At 67.1% G+C, this 13971-nt stretch carries 15 protein-coding genes; 10 read left to right on the plus strand and 5 right to left on the minus strand.

Annotated features, from left to right (window positions below):
- The 3 genes from HEB94_RS04360 to HEB94_RS04370 are packed head-to-tail and all read right to left on the minus strand — an operon-like array spanning position 1 to position 2668.
- Complete coding sequence (locus HEB94_RS04360) at positions 1-612, minus strand: GerMN domain-containing protein (protein ID WP_192748736.1); 612 nt, start codon at positions 610-612, stop codon at positions 1-3.
- On the minus strand, positions 609-1973 hold the full coding sequence (locus HEB94_RS04365; protein ID WP_192748737.1) for an ATP-binding protein: 1365 nt from the start codon (positions 1971-1973) through the stop codon (positions 609-611). The genes HEB94_RS04360 and HEB94_RS04365 overlap by 4 nt, the downstream gene beginning before the upstream one ends.
- Positions 1970-2668 (minus strand): response regulator transcription factor, encoded by a 699-nt coding sequence (locus tag HEB94_RS04370; RefSeq protein WP_192748738.1) that lies wholly within the window; start codon positions 2666-2668, stop codon positions 1970-1972. Before HEB94_RS04370 ends, HEB94_RS04365 begins: the two co-directional genes overlap by 4 nt.
- 168 nt (positions 2669-2836) lie before the next feature.
- Here HEB94_RS04370 and HEB94_RS04375 point away from each other — a divergent pair, with 168 nt between their 5' ends.
- Entirely contained in the window at positions 2837-3145 is a 309-nt protein-coding gene (locus HEB94_RS04375) for an STAS domain-containing protein (RefSeq protein ID WP_192748739.1), read from the plus strand.
- Positions 3146-3347: 202 nt separating this feature from the next.
- On the opposite strand, the gene HEB94_RS04380 is transcribed toward HEB94_RS04375, so the two are convergent.
- A complete protein-coding gene (locus HEB94_RS04380; protein ID WP_192748740.1) occupies positions 3348-3854 on the minus strand; it encodes a MarR family transcriptional regulator in 507 nt (168 codons plus the stop codon).
- 61 nt (positions 3855-3915) lie between these two features.
- Here HEB94_RS04380 and HEB94_RS04385 point away from each other — a divergent pair, with 61 nt between their 5' ends.
- The 9 genes from HEB94_RS04385 (at position 3916) to HEB94_RS04425 (ending at position 11881) form a co-directional block, all read left to right on the plus strand.
- Positions 3916-5748, plus strand: a complete 1833-nt coding sequence (locus HEB94_RS04385) for a chloride channel protein (RefSeq protein WP_337917464.1) — start codon at positions 3916-3918, stop codon at positions 5746-5748.
- A 61-nt stretch (positions 5749-5809) separates the two neighbouring features.
- Complete coding sequence (locus HEB94_RS04390) at positions 5810-6754, plus strand: cytochrome c oxidase assembly protein (protein ID WP_238361419.1); 945 nt, start codon at positions 5810-5812, stop codon at positions 6752-6754.
- A 306-nt stretch (positions 6755-7060) separates the two neighbouring features.
- Positions 7061-7189 (plus strand): hypothetical protein, encoded by a 129-nt coding sequence (locus tag HEB94_RS52220; protein ID WP_273374878.1) that lies wholly within the window; start codon positions 7061-7063, stop codon positions 7187-7189.
- 118 nt (positions 7190-7307) lie between these two features.
- The gene (locus HEB94_RS04400; RefSeq protein ID WP_238361951.1) at positions 7308-8654 is read left to right on the plus strand and encodes a glycosyltransferase; all 1347 of its coding nucleotides are present in this window, start codon (positions 7308-7310) and stop codon (positions 8652-8654) included.
- Positions 8655-8705: 51 nt separating this feature from the next.
- On the plus strand, positions 8706-9578 hold the full coding sequence (locus HEB94_RS04405; RefSeq protein WP_192748742.1) for an SAM-dependent methyltransferase: 873 nt from the start codon (positions 8706-8708) through the stop codon (positions 9576-9578).
- Between the two features lie 778 nt (positions 9579-10356).
- Positions 10357-10782 carry a hypothetical protein gene (locus HEB94_RS04410; RefSeq protein ID WP_192748743.1) on the plus strand — a complete coding sequence of 142 codons (426 nt, stop codon included), beginning with the start codon at positions 10357-10359 and terminating at the stop codon, positions 10780-10782.
- Positions 10737-11060: a hypothetical protein gene (locus tag HEB94_RS04415; protein ID WP_192748744.1), complete on the plus strand. Its 324-nt coding sequence runs from the start codon at positions 10737-10739 to the stop codon at positions 11058-11060. The genes HEB94_RS04410 and HEB94_RS04415 overlap by 46 nt, the downstream gene beginning before the upstream one ends.
- A gap of 103 nt (positions 11061-11163) precedes the next feature.
- Complete coding sequence (locus tag HEB94_RS04420) at positions 11164-11322, plus strand: hypothetical protein (RefSeq protein ID WP_192748745.1); 159 nt, start codon at positions 11164-11166, stop codon at positions 11320-11322.
- A gap of 283 nt (positions 11323-11605) precedes the next feature.
- Positions 11606-11881 carry a hypothetical protein gene (locus tag HEB94_RS04425; protein ID WP_192748746.1) on the plus strand — a complete coding sequence of 92 codons (276 nt, stop codon included), beginning with the start codon at positions 11606-11608 and terminating at the stop codon, positions 11879-11881.
- Positions 11882-12290: 409 nt separating this feature from the next.
- Here the strand turns inward: HEB94_RS04425 and HEB94_RS04430 are convergent, their stop codons facing one another.
- Positions 12291-13562: a PQQ-dependent sugar dehydrogenase gene (locus tag HEB94_RS04430; protein WP_202896116.1), complete on the minus strand. Its 1272-nt coding sequence runs from the start codon at positions 13560-13562 to the stop codon at positions 12291-12293.
- Positions 13563-13971: the final 409 nt, after the last annotated feature.

Below are 13971 nucleotides of genomic sequence, written 5' to 3' on the forward strand. Positions count from 1 at the left end.
TCAGCGCCCTTTCCCGGAGGCGGCGCTCTGGCGTAGAGCGTCGTAGTCGGCCGCGGTCAGGGGTGCCGACGTTAGGGAGCCGTCGACGAGTGGAGCGTCGATCGCCTGTCCGCCGCGACTCAGCCGAACCCGATCCACTCCGACGACGGAGGTGACGGACAGGACGATCTGACCGACTGCCAGGGTGCTCTCTTCCGCGGAAGGGTCGCGTGGGTCACCGGAGAGGGCAACGGTCGCTGTCCCTCCTCGCAGGCTGCTGACGCCCAGCCGTAGGCGATCCGGGATCGCCGTACTGATGCCGCGAGCTCGTTCGCTACTGCCGGGACCGGCCGAGAGTGCGTGGAGTACGGCCCTCACCCGGTCAAGCGTCGACCCGTCGGGGACGCGACTGGGGAGTTCGGTCAGCGCGTCGCCGTCGACGAAGTAGACCGGCAGGGCGGCCGCCCGAGGACTGGGGCTGGCCGGAGCGACCGATGGTCTGGTGCGAGGCTCCAGGAGTCCGTAGGGCACGGAGGAGGGGTCCAGCGTCTGCGGCTGCCGCTGGACCGTCACGCCGCAGGACGTGAGGACTGTCAGCACGGTGACCACCAGCAAGGCCCGGCGCGCCCTCATGGCCTGACCCGTGGGAGTGAGACGACGAAACGCGCGCCGCCACCGGGCTGGTCCGTGCACCACACCGCGCCGCCATGTGCGGAGACGGTCTCGGCCACCAGTGCGAGCCCGAGTCCGGTACCGGGTGAGGATCCGCGTGCGCCCCCACCGGTGGCGAAACGGTCGAAGATTCGACTCCGGTCGGCGGGTGGAACGCCAGGACCCTCGTCGTCGACGAGGACGAGCACGCGCGCGGCCTCGCCTACCACGGACACCGCCGCGACACCGCCGCCATGTCGATCCGCGTTGTCGAACATGTTGGTGAAGACACGCTCCAGGCCGAACTTGTCACCGCGGATGACAAGTCCCTGACCACCGCTGAGGAGCTCGGGTGGCCGTTCGGACCTGCGGAGGGTCTCCGCGAGGAGTTCGGCGACCGGTAGGTGCTCGAACCGCGACCTCGGGCCGCCGGCCTCGGCTCGGGACAGTTCGAGCAGGTTGTCGAGCAGGCGACGGAAACGCTCCAGCTCGAGCGTGACCAGGTCGAGTGCCTGCTGGGAGCGTGGAGGTAGCTCTGCGCGCCGGCGGTTGAGCACGTCCACGCTCGCCACCAGAGTCGTCAGCGGGGAGCGCAGCTCGTGGCTGACATCGGCGGCGAGTCGCGCGTCGCGTTCGATCCGCTGCTGCAGTGAGTCGACCATGGCATTGAAGGAACCAACGATCGTGGCAAGTTCCGGATCGCTTGTCGGAGGAAGCCGGGTTGCCAGTTGCCCTGCCGCTATCTCGGCGGTGGCACCCGCGACCGAGTTGAGCGGCTGAACGACGGCTCGGCTCACTCGGAGTCCGAGAACCGCACCTGCGGCGGTGGCGAGTACGGCGCCGCCGGCGAGCACGCTGCTCAGAGTGCGCAGCGTGTCGTCCAACTCCGCAAGGGGCACGAACTCATAGAAACTCGCTCCGGCCGAAGCCAGCGGCAGGCCGGTGACCAGCGTCGGGACGCCGTCGACGCGGACCCGTTGTGTCGCGGGCTGCCCAGCCTCCACCAGCGCACGTAGATCCCGCGGCACCGTTTCCCGGCGAGAGGTCAGCGACGAGGCGTACCAGCGGTCGTTCCAACGCAGCACGATGAGGGTCCCGGTCGACGGATTGGCGGCCGTGAGCATCGCGGGCACATCGACACCCACCGTTTCCAGCCGACTGCGAAGGAAGTTCGCGTCCGCGTAGGCCTGCCGGTGCACCGAGCGCTCCCGCTGGTCGAGCAGGTAGCCGTGGGCAAGCAGGTAGGTGGAGCCCGCGAACGTCGTACTGACCACAAACGCGCCGAGGCCGAAGGCGGCGGCCACCCGCGTGCGGAGCGCGCAGGGCGCGAACCAGCGGATCACCGGGGATCGAGCCGGTAGCCCAGGCCGCGTACGGTGACCAGGAGTTCGGGATGGTTCGGATCGTCCTCGATCTTCGTACGAAGGCGACGGACGTGGACGTCCACGATGCGCTCATCACCGAAGAAGCCACGATCCCAGACCAGTTCCAACAGCGCGGACCGGCTGAGCACCCGACCGGGAACTCGGGCGAGTTCGCACAGCAGCCGGAACTCCGTCAGGGTCAGATGAAGATCGTCCGCGCCGCGACGTACTCCCCCACGACGTTGCGACAGCACAAGGGGCCCGGCAGGACCCGAGTCCAGTACGACGTCGTCGGGCTCGTCCTCGCGTGAGCGTCCTCGCCTTCGTAGTGCGCGAAGGCGCGCGGTGATCTCCTTGACCTCGAAGGGTTTCGTGACGTAGTCGTCGGCGCCGGCTTCCAGCCCGGCAACGATGTCGTGCGTGTCGACCCTGGCGGAGACGATGATGATCGGTGCATCGCTGATCCGGCGAACCTGCCGGACATAGGTGAACCCGTCCATCTCACCGAGCATGAGGTCGACGATCATCAGGTCAGGCGGTCCTTCACGAGCCGCTACCAGAGCGGTCTCGGCAGTCGCGGCCTCGACCACGTCGTAGCCTTCGTCCTCCATCGCGAGGCGAAGCGCCGCCCGGATCCTGTCGTCGTCCTCCAGGACCAACAATCGCGCAGCCATCGCACCATCGTGCCAAAACCGGCTCCGCGGACCTGCCACGGCTCGATATCCCGGCGACGCCGTCACACGACCGCAAAGAAACGGCACGGCCGACCTCAACATCGGTAGGGAAGTGTGTACGTCGTGGATGCCCGTCCAAGCCCACCCACGCGGCGCACCGACGCTCCCGTGGCCGCTACCGCCTTGCTGCACGACCAAGTGATCGTCAATCTCACCGAAGACCTCCTCGCCGAGGGCACGGCGGACCTGCGCTGGCAGCTCCATGACCTTGTCCTCGCCGGCAGCAGACAGATCATCGTCGATGTCAGCGCCGTCGACCGGGTGTCCTCCACCGCGGTCGCGGCACTTCTCACCGCCCATCGAGCATGCCGCGCACGTGGTGGAGGCGTCGTGATCCGACGGCCAAGCCGTCGGACCCTCGATCTACTCCACCACACGGGACTGCACCGGATCCTCGAGGTCGAGGAGAACCCGTAGAACCTCGACGCCCACCGCCAGTGAAGCAACGACTTCCCGGTCGAGACGAGTAGTTCGTACCCGCAGCAGATCGGCGACAGAACTGGCACCCTCCGCCGTCGCGCCGGTCACTCACTCCGCCGGGGACAGATGTGGGTCGCGCACGGAGGGGGGCGCGACCCACTTTCACGCTCCCGATCCGCTGAGACACCATACGGCGGTGTCAGGCCCAGATGTTGTCGTGAGGAACTTCTCCGGTCACGACATTTCCGGCCGTGGTGAACGCCGTCAGCGCCTCGATCAGACCGCGACGCTGCTCAGGCGGCACGCGGGCAACGATCCGTGACAGATCCAGCCGCCGACGCCGGGTGACCTCGTTGACGATCCGTGAACCCTCAGACGTCAGATCCAAAACGATCTCACGACGGGACTCGGGGTTGGCCGCTCGGTCGACCAGCCCTCCGGCGACGAGTCGGTCGACTGTGCGTGTCGCCGTGGAGGGACTGACGTCGAGGTGCGCGGCCAAGGTGGTGAGTTTGAGCGGGCCGTTGGTCTGGAGCGCGACGAGCGCCCTGAACTGGGGAAGCGTGATCGTCTCGTCCACGGCCGCGACAGAGCGGGCCGAGACCGCCACCAGCAGACGCGACGCGGCGAGGACAGCATCGGTCACCGCGTCGACGTCGGTCGGATCGACGCGGCCTGGAGGTCTGGCGGCCTGACCCTTGGACACTCTCCACTTATACCGCACTCCGAGAAACCTGTGGCCTGGCCAACTGTTGTACAGTGCAACAGTGTTGCCGACCTCCCTCACCAGCAGACGGACGGCCCTGCAGGTCCGCCCCCAGCCAACGGTCCGCACATGGCTGCACGACACCAGCGGCGGAATGGCCGTGCTCGCGGTCGCGATCGGCGCCGGCGCCGGAGTCGGCGCGATCGGGTTCCGCGCGCTGATCGAAGGCTTCACCAGGCTCTTCTCCGGACACACGGACTATTCGGCAGCAGGTCACGCACTCAACCCCCTGGTGCCCGGACTTGGCGCGTTCTTCGTCGTCGTCTCCCCAGTGGTCGCCGGACTCCTCTACGGACCACTCGTGCACTGGTTCGCCCGGGAGGCGCGTGGACACGGCGTCCCGGAGGTCATGTACGCAGTGGCCGAACGCGGAGGCCGGATTCCCCCACAGGTCACCCTCGTCAAGGCGATCGCATCGGCGCTGTGCATCGGCTCGGGAGGCTCGGTCGGTCGGGAAGGCCCAATCGTCCAGATCGGCTCGGCGTTGGGCTCGACTGCCGGCCGGTTGGTGCGCATGCCCGAACCGAGGCTGCGGGTGTTGGTCGCGTGCGGCGCCGCCGGTGGCATCGCCGCGACGTTCAACGCGCCAATCGCCGGCCCACTGTTCGCGCTGGAACTGATCCTTCGCGACTTCGCGGTCGAGTCCTTCGCCGCGGTCGTCCTCGCCAGCGTCACAGCCAGCGTCGTCGGTCGAGCAGCATTCGGCGACACGGCGTTCCTGACACTGCCCCACTTCACCACCACCAGCCCGGCGCAGTACCTGATCTTCGCGCTACTCGGCCTCCTGGTCGCACTGGTGGGCGTCGGCTTCAGCCGGGTGCTCTATCTCGTCGAGGACCTGTGCGACTGGGCATGGCGCGGGCCTGAGTGGCTCCGCCCCGCGGTAGGCGGCCTGTTTCTCGGCGGCCTCCTGCTCGTCCTGCCACAGATGTACGGAGTCGGCTACCCGGTGCTCCAACACGCGGTCGCGGGTAAATACGCCCTGACATTCCTGCTACTGCTCCTGGTCGGCAAAGTCGTGGCGACAAGTCTGACGATCGGCATCGGTGGATCAGGCGGAGTCTTCGCGCCGTCCCTGTTCATCGGCGCGATGGCCGGCACAGCGGTCGGCGACATCGCACACGAGATCATGCCCACCCTCGCCGGACAGCCAGGGATGTACGGCCTGTTGGGTATGGGAGCGGCCTTCGCGGCCGCGGCACGCGCCCCCATCACCGCAGTCATCGTGCTGTTCGAGCTCACCGGGGAGTACTCGATCATCCTGCCGCTGATGACCGCCATCGTGGTCGCGACACTCGTCGGACGCGCCCTCGGCAAGGACACGATCTACACCCTGAAGCTTCGTCGCCGAGGAATCGACCTCGACGAACACCAAGGAATGCCGCGCCTGGCCGGGATCAGTGCGGCCGCAGTGATGGAGCCGTTACCTGAGGTGCTCCCCGCCGACACCGACCTGGCGACCGCCAGCCGCTCCCTCGCCCTGTCCGACCACGGGATTCTCCCGGTACGGGAGAGTGATGGTCGCTACGAGGGAAGCGTGACAGCCAAGGCAGTCGCCGAGGCACTGGGCGATCCGGAATCGACCAGCCGCACCGTCGCGGACCTGGTCGAACTTCCGCCCGTCATCACGACGAACACACCCCTCACCAGGGCCCTCGACATCCTGGTGTCGGCGCCAGGCACAGGCCTGCCAGTCCTGGATGGTGGTGGGAAAGCGCTCGTCGGATGGATCACCCACCAGGGTGTTCTCGGCACCCTCAACGCGGGAACCGTGCCCAAGTCGCCCATGGGTGCTGGGTCACCAGTGTCCGCACCCAAAGGTCCAGGGACGTAGCGAACTGGACGTCACATCGCCGATCACGGACCCGTCGGGCCACTGGAGCATGCACGGCCCGATGTGGCTGCCCAGCTCAGCGATGAGCTGGACCCGCCTGCTCGCCTGGCACCCCCAACCCATCCCGCTGCTGCTGATCGGCTGCGTACTCGGAGGTGTCCTCTACCTCGCGGGCGCGATCCACCTCCACCGGCGCGGTGTGCACTGGCCCGCCGGCCGCGGCGTGTGCTGGCTGCTCGGCATCGCGAGCATCGCCGCGGCCTGCGGCACCGGCATCGCGGGCTACGGGATGCGAAGCTTCAGCGTGCACATGGTGCAGCACATGACGCTGGGCATGGTGACGCCGATCTTCTTGATCCTCGGCGCCCCCATCACGCTGGCGTTACGCGCACTCCCAGCCCGACCGCGAGGCGGCCGGAGCATGCGCGGGCTCCTCCTGGTCCTTCTCCACAGCCGTGTCGCGCGGATTCTCGCCCACCCACTCGTGACGATCCCGCTCTTTCTGGCCAGCCTGTACGGCTTGTACTTCACGTCACTGTTCGACCTGGCGATGAGTAGCTGGCTCGGTCACTACTGGATGCTCGCCCACTTCCTAGTCGTGGGACTGCTCTTCTTCTGGGAGGTGCTCGGCGTCGACCCGACCCCACACCGCCGATCGCCACCGGTGCGGATGCTCGAACTCGTCGTCATCATGCCGTTCCACGCCTTCTTCGGAATCGCGATCATGATGTCCTCCACCCCGATTCTCAAAGCCTTCACCACCCCGCCCGCCAGCTGGAGACTCGATGCATTCGCCGACCAACACACCGCCGGCGGAATCGCATGGGCATTCAGCGAACTCCCCACCCTCATCGTCCTCCTCGTCGTGTTCGCACAGTGGTGGAGAAGCGACCGTCGGCAGGCCGCCACCCGAGACCGTGCCGTCGAACGACACGGCGACCACGAACTCGACGCCTACAACGCCTACCTCGCGCGACTCGCGGAGCAGGGTAAGGACCACAGCTGACAGTCACTGCGATCGCACCGCGCCGATCGGCAGGTTGATCACAAAGACCCACTGCCACGACAGGCCAGTTGTGATGACATCCCCGCGACCGCGCCGGCCATCCCGCCCACACCGCCCGAGGCAGACCATGCGCCGAACGCCCGGGCACGCGCGTGCTCCTCGGTGAACCAGGTGTTGGCCACGGCCACGGTGGTCGGGGCTAGCTTGGGCATCCCAGGCCCTGCAAGGTGCTGTGGTGGGCGCTGGCCATCGGGTGCTGACCTTGGCGGCAACGCCACCGCCATCGGTGCCTCGGCCAACGTCGTGATGCTCGGCATTGCCGAGAAGGCAGGCCGTCCCATCTCCTTCTGGGAGTTCACCCGCTACGGCCTGGTCGTCACCGCCGTCACCATCGCCTTGGCCGTGCCCTACCTCTGGCTCCGCTACCTCCTCTGATCTGATGCCGCGCCTGATGCGGCCGGTCCGGCCAGCCTTCGCCACACGTCTGGGCACGACGACCGGTTTGCGCCTATGCTGATCGTCGGTGAGCCGGGAAGCCTGGTCGGCGTCGTTCATGGACGCTGCCGGTTGGAGGCTCGTGGTGAAGGTTCTTGTTCTGACCTTGGGTACGCGCGGAGACGTGCAGCCGTTCGTCGCGCTCGCCAAGGGACTGCTCCGCTCCGGTCACGACGTCGTGGTCGCCGCGCCCGAACGGTTCGCCGACTTCGTGGCCGGGCATGGAGTTGCTTTCGCCGCGTTGGATGATGGGCCGCTGAGGTTGATGGATGGCGGTTCGGCTGTCGGTGACGTGGCCTCTGGTGGCCTGCGGGCACGGGTCGCACTCGCCAGGCGATTGCCCGCCATGTTCTCCCGGGTGCTGGAGGACTGCTGGTCGGTGGCCTCGACCGGTACTGGTGCTGGTGCCGATGTGGTAGTTCACAACGGGCAAGTGATCGCCGGGCAGCATGTTGCGGAGAAGTTGGGGGTGCCCGCGGTGTTGGCCCTGCCGTTGCCGATGTATGTCCCGACGCGGGATTTTCCCTGGCCCGGCCAAGATCTTCTGGCCGGGCTGCCGAAGTGGCTCAACCGAACGACCTACCTCGGTATGAAAGGTCCTGCTCTGATGTTCGGCCAGACGGTCGACAGATGGCGGAGGACGTTGGGGCTACCGAGGCGCGCTGGTCGACACGATCCGCTGCGTCGACCTGGCGGCGGTGCGGTGCCGGTGATGCATGCTGTGAGTCGTCATGTCCTGGCGCGTCCGGGAGACTGGCCAACTACCGCGACGATGACTGGGTACTGGTTCCTCGACGACGCCGACCCACATGCCATGGACGCGCCAGCGCCCTCGGGACCCACCGGCCAGTCAGGCTTGCCTGCCGATCTCGAGGCGTTCCTCGACTCCGGCGAACCACCGATCTTCGTCGGATTCGGCAGCATGTCGGGCTCCGATCCAGTCGGCACCACGGAGGCGGTGCTGGCGGCTACGCAGAGGGCGCGCGTCCGTGCCGTGCTGGCAACCGGGTGGGGCGGACTGGTCGCCGATCGAGCGCGTGATGACGTGTTCGTCTTGGGTGAGGTTCCTTACGCCGAGTTGTTCCCGCGGGTGGCGGCCGTCGTTCACCACGGCGGAGCCGGCACAACCGGTGCAGCGGTCGCGGCTGGCCGTCCCCAGGTGATCTGTCCGTTCGTGGCGGATCAGCCCTTCTGGGGCCGCCGCATGCATGTTCTTGGTGTCGCGCCCGCGCCGATCGACCAACGACGGTTGTCGCCGGCTGAGCTTGCAAGTGCTATTCGTAGGGTGCTGGATGAGCAGACCTTCGCCTCCAAAGCCGAAGGGCTCGGGGCGCTCGTCCGCGATGAGGATGGCGTGATGAACGCGGTCGAACTTCTGGAGAAGGTGGACGGATCAACCGGCTGATTGTCGGGCTCTGTTGAGTAGGCAAAGTACGTCGCCGGAAGGGGAGGAAGTGTGAAGAAACAGGTCGCTCAAACCGCGGTCGGTCCGGTGGCCCTGGTTGCCGCGGAGCAGTATCGGCCCGACCATGAGCGTCTGGTCCGGGACGTGCTCGCCTACCAGTTCCTGCCTACCGCGACACGGTGGGTCGTCGCATCGACCCGTTGGCGACCGATGGCCGAGCTGATGGTCAAGGCAACCGAGGCGAGAGGGCGCGGACTGACCGCGAGCCTGCTGTGCCGGAAACGTTACGTCGACGACAAGCTGCAAGAAGCCTTCGCCACAGGGACCGAGGCCGTGGTCATCCTCGGCGCCGGCCTGGACACCCTGGCTTACCGGCATGCGGAGTTGAGCCATCTCCGAGTCTTCGAGGTCGACCTACCTGAGAACATCGAGTCCAAGCGGGCCCGGCTCACCGCGGTCTTTGGTCGAGTGCCCGATCAGGTCAGACTTGTCCCGGTCGACTTCGACACGCAGAACCTCGCAGAGGTCCTTGCCGCACACGGTTACGAGCCGACCCGGAAAACGTTCTTCTCCTGGGAAGGCGTGACGCAGTACCTCACCGACGAGGGCGTGCGGGCGACGTTCGGAGCGCTCGCGAAGGCAGCCAGCGGCAGCCGACTCGTGTTCACCTATGTGCGCAAGGACTTCCTGGAGGGTCGATGCTTCTACGGTGCGGAGCGGGCCTACCAGGACTTCAAGATCAAGAGGAAGCTGTGGCGGTTCGGCCTTACTCCCGAAGAGGTCGGCTCCGTCCTCGCCGAGTACGGCTGGACGGAGCTCGAACAGATGGGGGCTGCGGAGTTCGATGCCTGCTACGTGAAACCGACCGGGCGGGCACTGTCGGTCTCGGAGATCGAAAGATCTGTCCACGCCGAGAAGCTGTGATGTCGAGAAGCGCTGGGGTATGACCTCGCCACCTTCCGCGGCCGGGCAGGACTTGGCGTAGCGGCGGATGGACCAGGCCATCGCCTCGTAGTACCGCGAGCCCTTCAACCCGACGATCTCCACGCCCTTGCCAGGGCGGGGCGCATGGATCACCTGCCCGTTGCCGAGGTAGAAGCCGACGTGGCCGAAGCTGCCGGCGGCGCCGGACCCGTCCTCGCTGAAAGGAGATGACGTCGCCGGCCCGCATCTTGTCCCAGTCACGGGGGACGACACTGCCGCGTGAGTCCTTGCCTTGCCTGGCGGAGTGCGCCAGCTGGACGCCGGTGGCGCTGTGGACCGCGAACAGGACCCAGGCCCGAGCAACCGAAGCCGACCACGCGTCCACCGCCCGTGGAGGAGTAGGTTCCTGCGCACTACCTGCCGCTGTCTTGGCACTAGCCGTCTGCCGCAATGATGCATCCGGCGGTCTCGGTAGGCCCAACCGCGGTCGCGGCACACCTCGCGGCTACAACCGCTCCGTGCCACGAACGGGGCAACCGGCCATAGCTTCCGGGCGGCTTCGTCGACAGACCCGGTTTTGAGGCAGGTTTCCCAAAGACCGCAGGGGGAAGGGGCGTCTAATGATCCGCTCAAATCTCGCACACCGCATGTCCCGCGCCGGCGTGGTCAGCCTCATCGCCGCCAGCCTGGCGCCACTCACGTTGGCCAGTACCGCGAGCGCCGGAGCCGCCGATACCGCACCGCACCAGGCAACACCGGTCCCAGCAACGGAGCGAGCTTGGCAGCTCCCGGACATGTCGCACCGCACGATCAACGTGCGGCGACTCCCCCAAGGCCACCGACCATCCCGTGGATCGCCGACACAGCGATCCACCACGGCGCCAGCAGTATCCCACTCGGCGCGGAGCCCGACTCATTCGTCCAGCTGAACCAGGGATACGTCGTCCGCACCAGGCTCGACGAGCAGGACGACGCCCGGCGTCTGGATTTCGTACGCACGGATGGCGACTCCAGTGACGCGCAGGGAGCGGTGTCGATGCCGGCCACGAAGGGTGACCACACCTGGGTCATGTGGACCCGAGCTGGGTTCGAGCCAGGCGGCGCCAAGGTCGTCTACTACGCCAGTGCCCAGGAAGACGGATCGTCTACGACCCCGGGTTGGGCGTCCTCACCGACGCCGACGACACGCCGGTCGGATTCGTGAACGAGGAGTACGGCTTCCTCATGAACGCGGCCAGATGGACCGATACGGTCCAGGCGTGGGACCTCGGTGGTGGCACCGCGTCTTTTGCCCGCGAACTCGGAGTCACCGCCGTCTCCCAAGCAGGCAACTACGCCTCCCTCATCCGGCGCTATGAAGAGGAAGGCCGGCCCTGCGCGACGATCGTGACCATCGACAGGTTGTTGGTGAACGATCTATGGGAGAGCTGCGAGATCTACCCATCAGCTTCTCCCTCGACGGCCGGTACGCGGTCGCGATGATTCCCGGACGGACGGACTCGGGGCCGAGCAGCCTGGTCATCGTCGACGCCGCCACCGGGAGGCGCCGGCTCACCCTGGACGTCGGGCTGACGCAGCAGGTCAGGTGGGAGTCCGACGGTCGCTGCTCTTCGACGCGTGGATCGGCAACCAGCTCGCACTCCTACGCTGCACGGTCAGCGGCGCCTGCGAGCGCGCCACACCTGTCCGCCAGCATGACGCCGACGAGGATCCGCGCTCGCCGTTCATCCTCCCCCGGCAATAGTCCACCACCGTACGTGCGGCACACCCGCGGCCGCGTCAAGCGCCCGGTACGGCCAGAAGGCCTCCACGTAACACGCCGGCCCACACATGCCTGCGTTGGTCGTACCGCTAGCGATGATGAGTACCGACACCAACTCCTCGTCACGATGAAGGGCGCTGCCCATGTGACCGGGGTGCGGACCTTCTCTGACGGCGATCTAGTCACAGCAAGACCTGCGCACCACATGATCTCCGCTGCGCAGGCGGCTGGAGGTAGCACCACAGGGAGGGGCTCCACTCCAACCATGACCGAAGAGGAAGTCGCCGATCGCGGCGCCCCACACATGACAGGCGAGGAGGTCGCTGAGCGGCGTGCCAAGTGCCGTGAAGCGCTCAAACTCGGCGATCACGTCTGGCTGTACTTCGAGGAGATCCAACGCGAGCACCGGCCGGTGGACGCAGCCGGCCACCCCGCCTGGGTCGAGACGGTTACATGGCGGCCCCGTGAATGGTGGCCCGACGATGTCAACGACTGGGGCGAGAAGGAGAACCAGAAACGCTTCGCCGAGTGGATGCTCTAGGTCGATGGCCGCACGATCAAGACGGAATGCGTCCCGGAGTGTCACGACCACACCTACGCGCTGCGCTGGTCTGCGATCAAGCGACAGACCGGCAGCCCGGGGTGGGAGGCCGCGCCGGTCCACTGGTCTGACGGCGACGGCGAGCTCGAGTTCTGGCTGTAGCCCGCGGCATTGCGCCCGGGCCCCGCCTACACACGGAAGCATGTCGTCCTCTGATCGACGCGCCCCCGGTGCCCGGTTCGGCGGACAAGATCCGGTTCGGCGAAGCCCTCATCAGACGGGCGCGGGCCGCGATCGCTCCCGCGTAGGGGTGACCGCCCGGTCAGAGTAGTTGAAGGTCTGCCAGCTTAGAAGCTGGCAGACCTCCAACACGTCAGGGTCGGGCTCGGCTCCGATCAGCCCATCCCTGTCACCGCTTGCTGAATGTCACCTTGTGCAGCTCACTAATGGATCCGCCGATGGAGTCGGTTCCAGCGTAGATCTCACCGTCACTATCCACCCCGAACGTCGTGATCCGGGCGGGCAGGCTGCCGATTTCCGCGGTCCGGACAGAGCCGTTGGTCCTCCGCTGGATGCCCCAGCTCTTCCCGGTGCAGTAGTCGGTCGCGACGTAGATGCCCGCCGCGATGTCCGCGAACTCCGCGCCGCGGTAGACGAACCCGCCGGTGACCGAGCACTCAGGCGCCGACCCGCCACTCTGGTAGGAGAACACCGGGTCGACGTACTTCTCCCTGTCGAGACACCGGGTCTCGTTGAAGAGGTTCGGGCCCTCCTTGCAGGACCAGCCCAGGTTCGCGGCCCGCTGCTTGGCTGCGAGGCGGTCGACCTCCTCGGTCTGGTTCTGCCCGACGTCACCGATCCAGAGCGAGCCGTCGGCCTGGTCGAAGGAGAACCGCCACGGGTTCCGCAGCCCGTACGCCCAGATCTCGGGTCGGGCGTTCCGGCTCCTCGCGAACGGGTTGTCCCGCGGAATGCAGTAGAGCCGGCCGTCGCAGACGTGCATCACGTCGAGGCGCAGAACCTTGCCGAGCAGTTGGGTCAGATCCTGCGCTGTATCGAACGGATCACCCGAACCGCCGCCGTCGCCCAGACTCCAGTACAGGTAGCCGTCGGGGCCGAACGCGATCTGCCCGCCGTTGTGGTTGCTGAACTGCGCGTGCGGCTGGATGATGAGCACTTCCTCGGTACCGGACGGAACCGTTGACTGTGCCGGGTCGGCGAGCTTGAACCGGGACAGCGTGACCGCTCCGTCGGGAAGCGCGGTGTAGACGATGAACAGCGTGCGCGTCTCGCGGAAGTTGGGTGAGGTTGCGATGCCCAACAGACCGCGTTCGTTGCCGTTGATGTTGACCCGGTTGGTGATGTCGAGGTAAGGCTGCGGGGCCACACCTTCGCCTGGCCGGAAGACGCGGACGACGCCGCTCTTGTCAACCACGAGCATCCGGTTGCTGCCATCGTCGGGTGCGACCATGGCGCTGATCCGCCCCAGGTTGGACGCGACGGCCGTGGTGCTGACCGTGAGCTGGGATGGATCCGGTGTCGTCTTGGCCGTGGAGGGGGTGCTTGCCGAAGCCTGGGCCGCCAGTGCCGAGCTTCCTGCCAGCGGCACGATCAGGGCGGCAAGCGCCGCCGCCATTCGGGTACGTCCGGTGAACCGCCGAGATCCTGAGCTGCCTGTCATGCTGCCTCCAGAATTGGGGACGTCGTGACGTGCAAGAGGGTCCTTCTTGTTCACGGGCAGCGTGCGCGGGAAGTTCGACGCCCCTCCCACTGTCACGGGAATGTGGCCGGACCTGGCCACCAGCCACCGCACCGCGACATGCGTGGGCGGGCCAGTGCTACCCCGGGGTCACCTTTGATGCCGGTCTGCGCAACCCGTCGCGTGTCCACACTCAGGCTGTGTGGCTCGGCGCCGCCTGGCAGGCCCCGCAAGGCGCCGACGCTGTGGGTTCAGGAGCCGTGTGATTGGGCCACTCCGGCCACCTCGCGCCGTGACTTGACCTCCAGCTTGGCCAGGCCTCTGAGAGCTGATGGGAGGTCACCTGAGCGCTCAGTGACCATGGCACGCGCCTGGAAGCGATTCGCAGGTT

The organism is Actinopolymorpha pittospori (assembly GCF_014873875.1).
GTDB classification, from domain to species: Bacteria; Actinomycetota; Actinomycetes; order Propionibacteriales; family Actinopolymorphaceae; genus Actinopolymorpha; species Actinopolymorpha pittospori.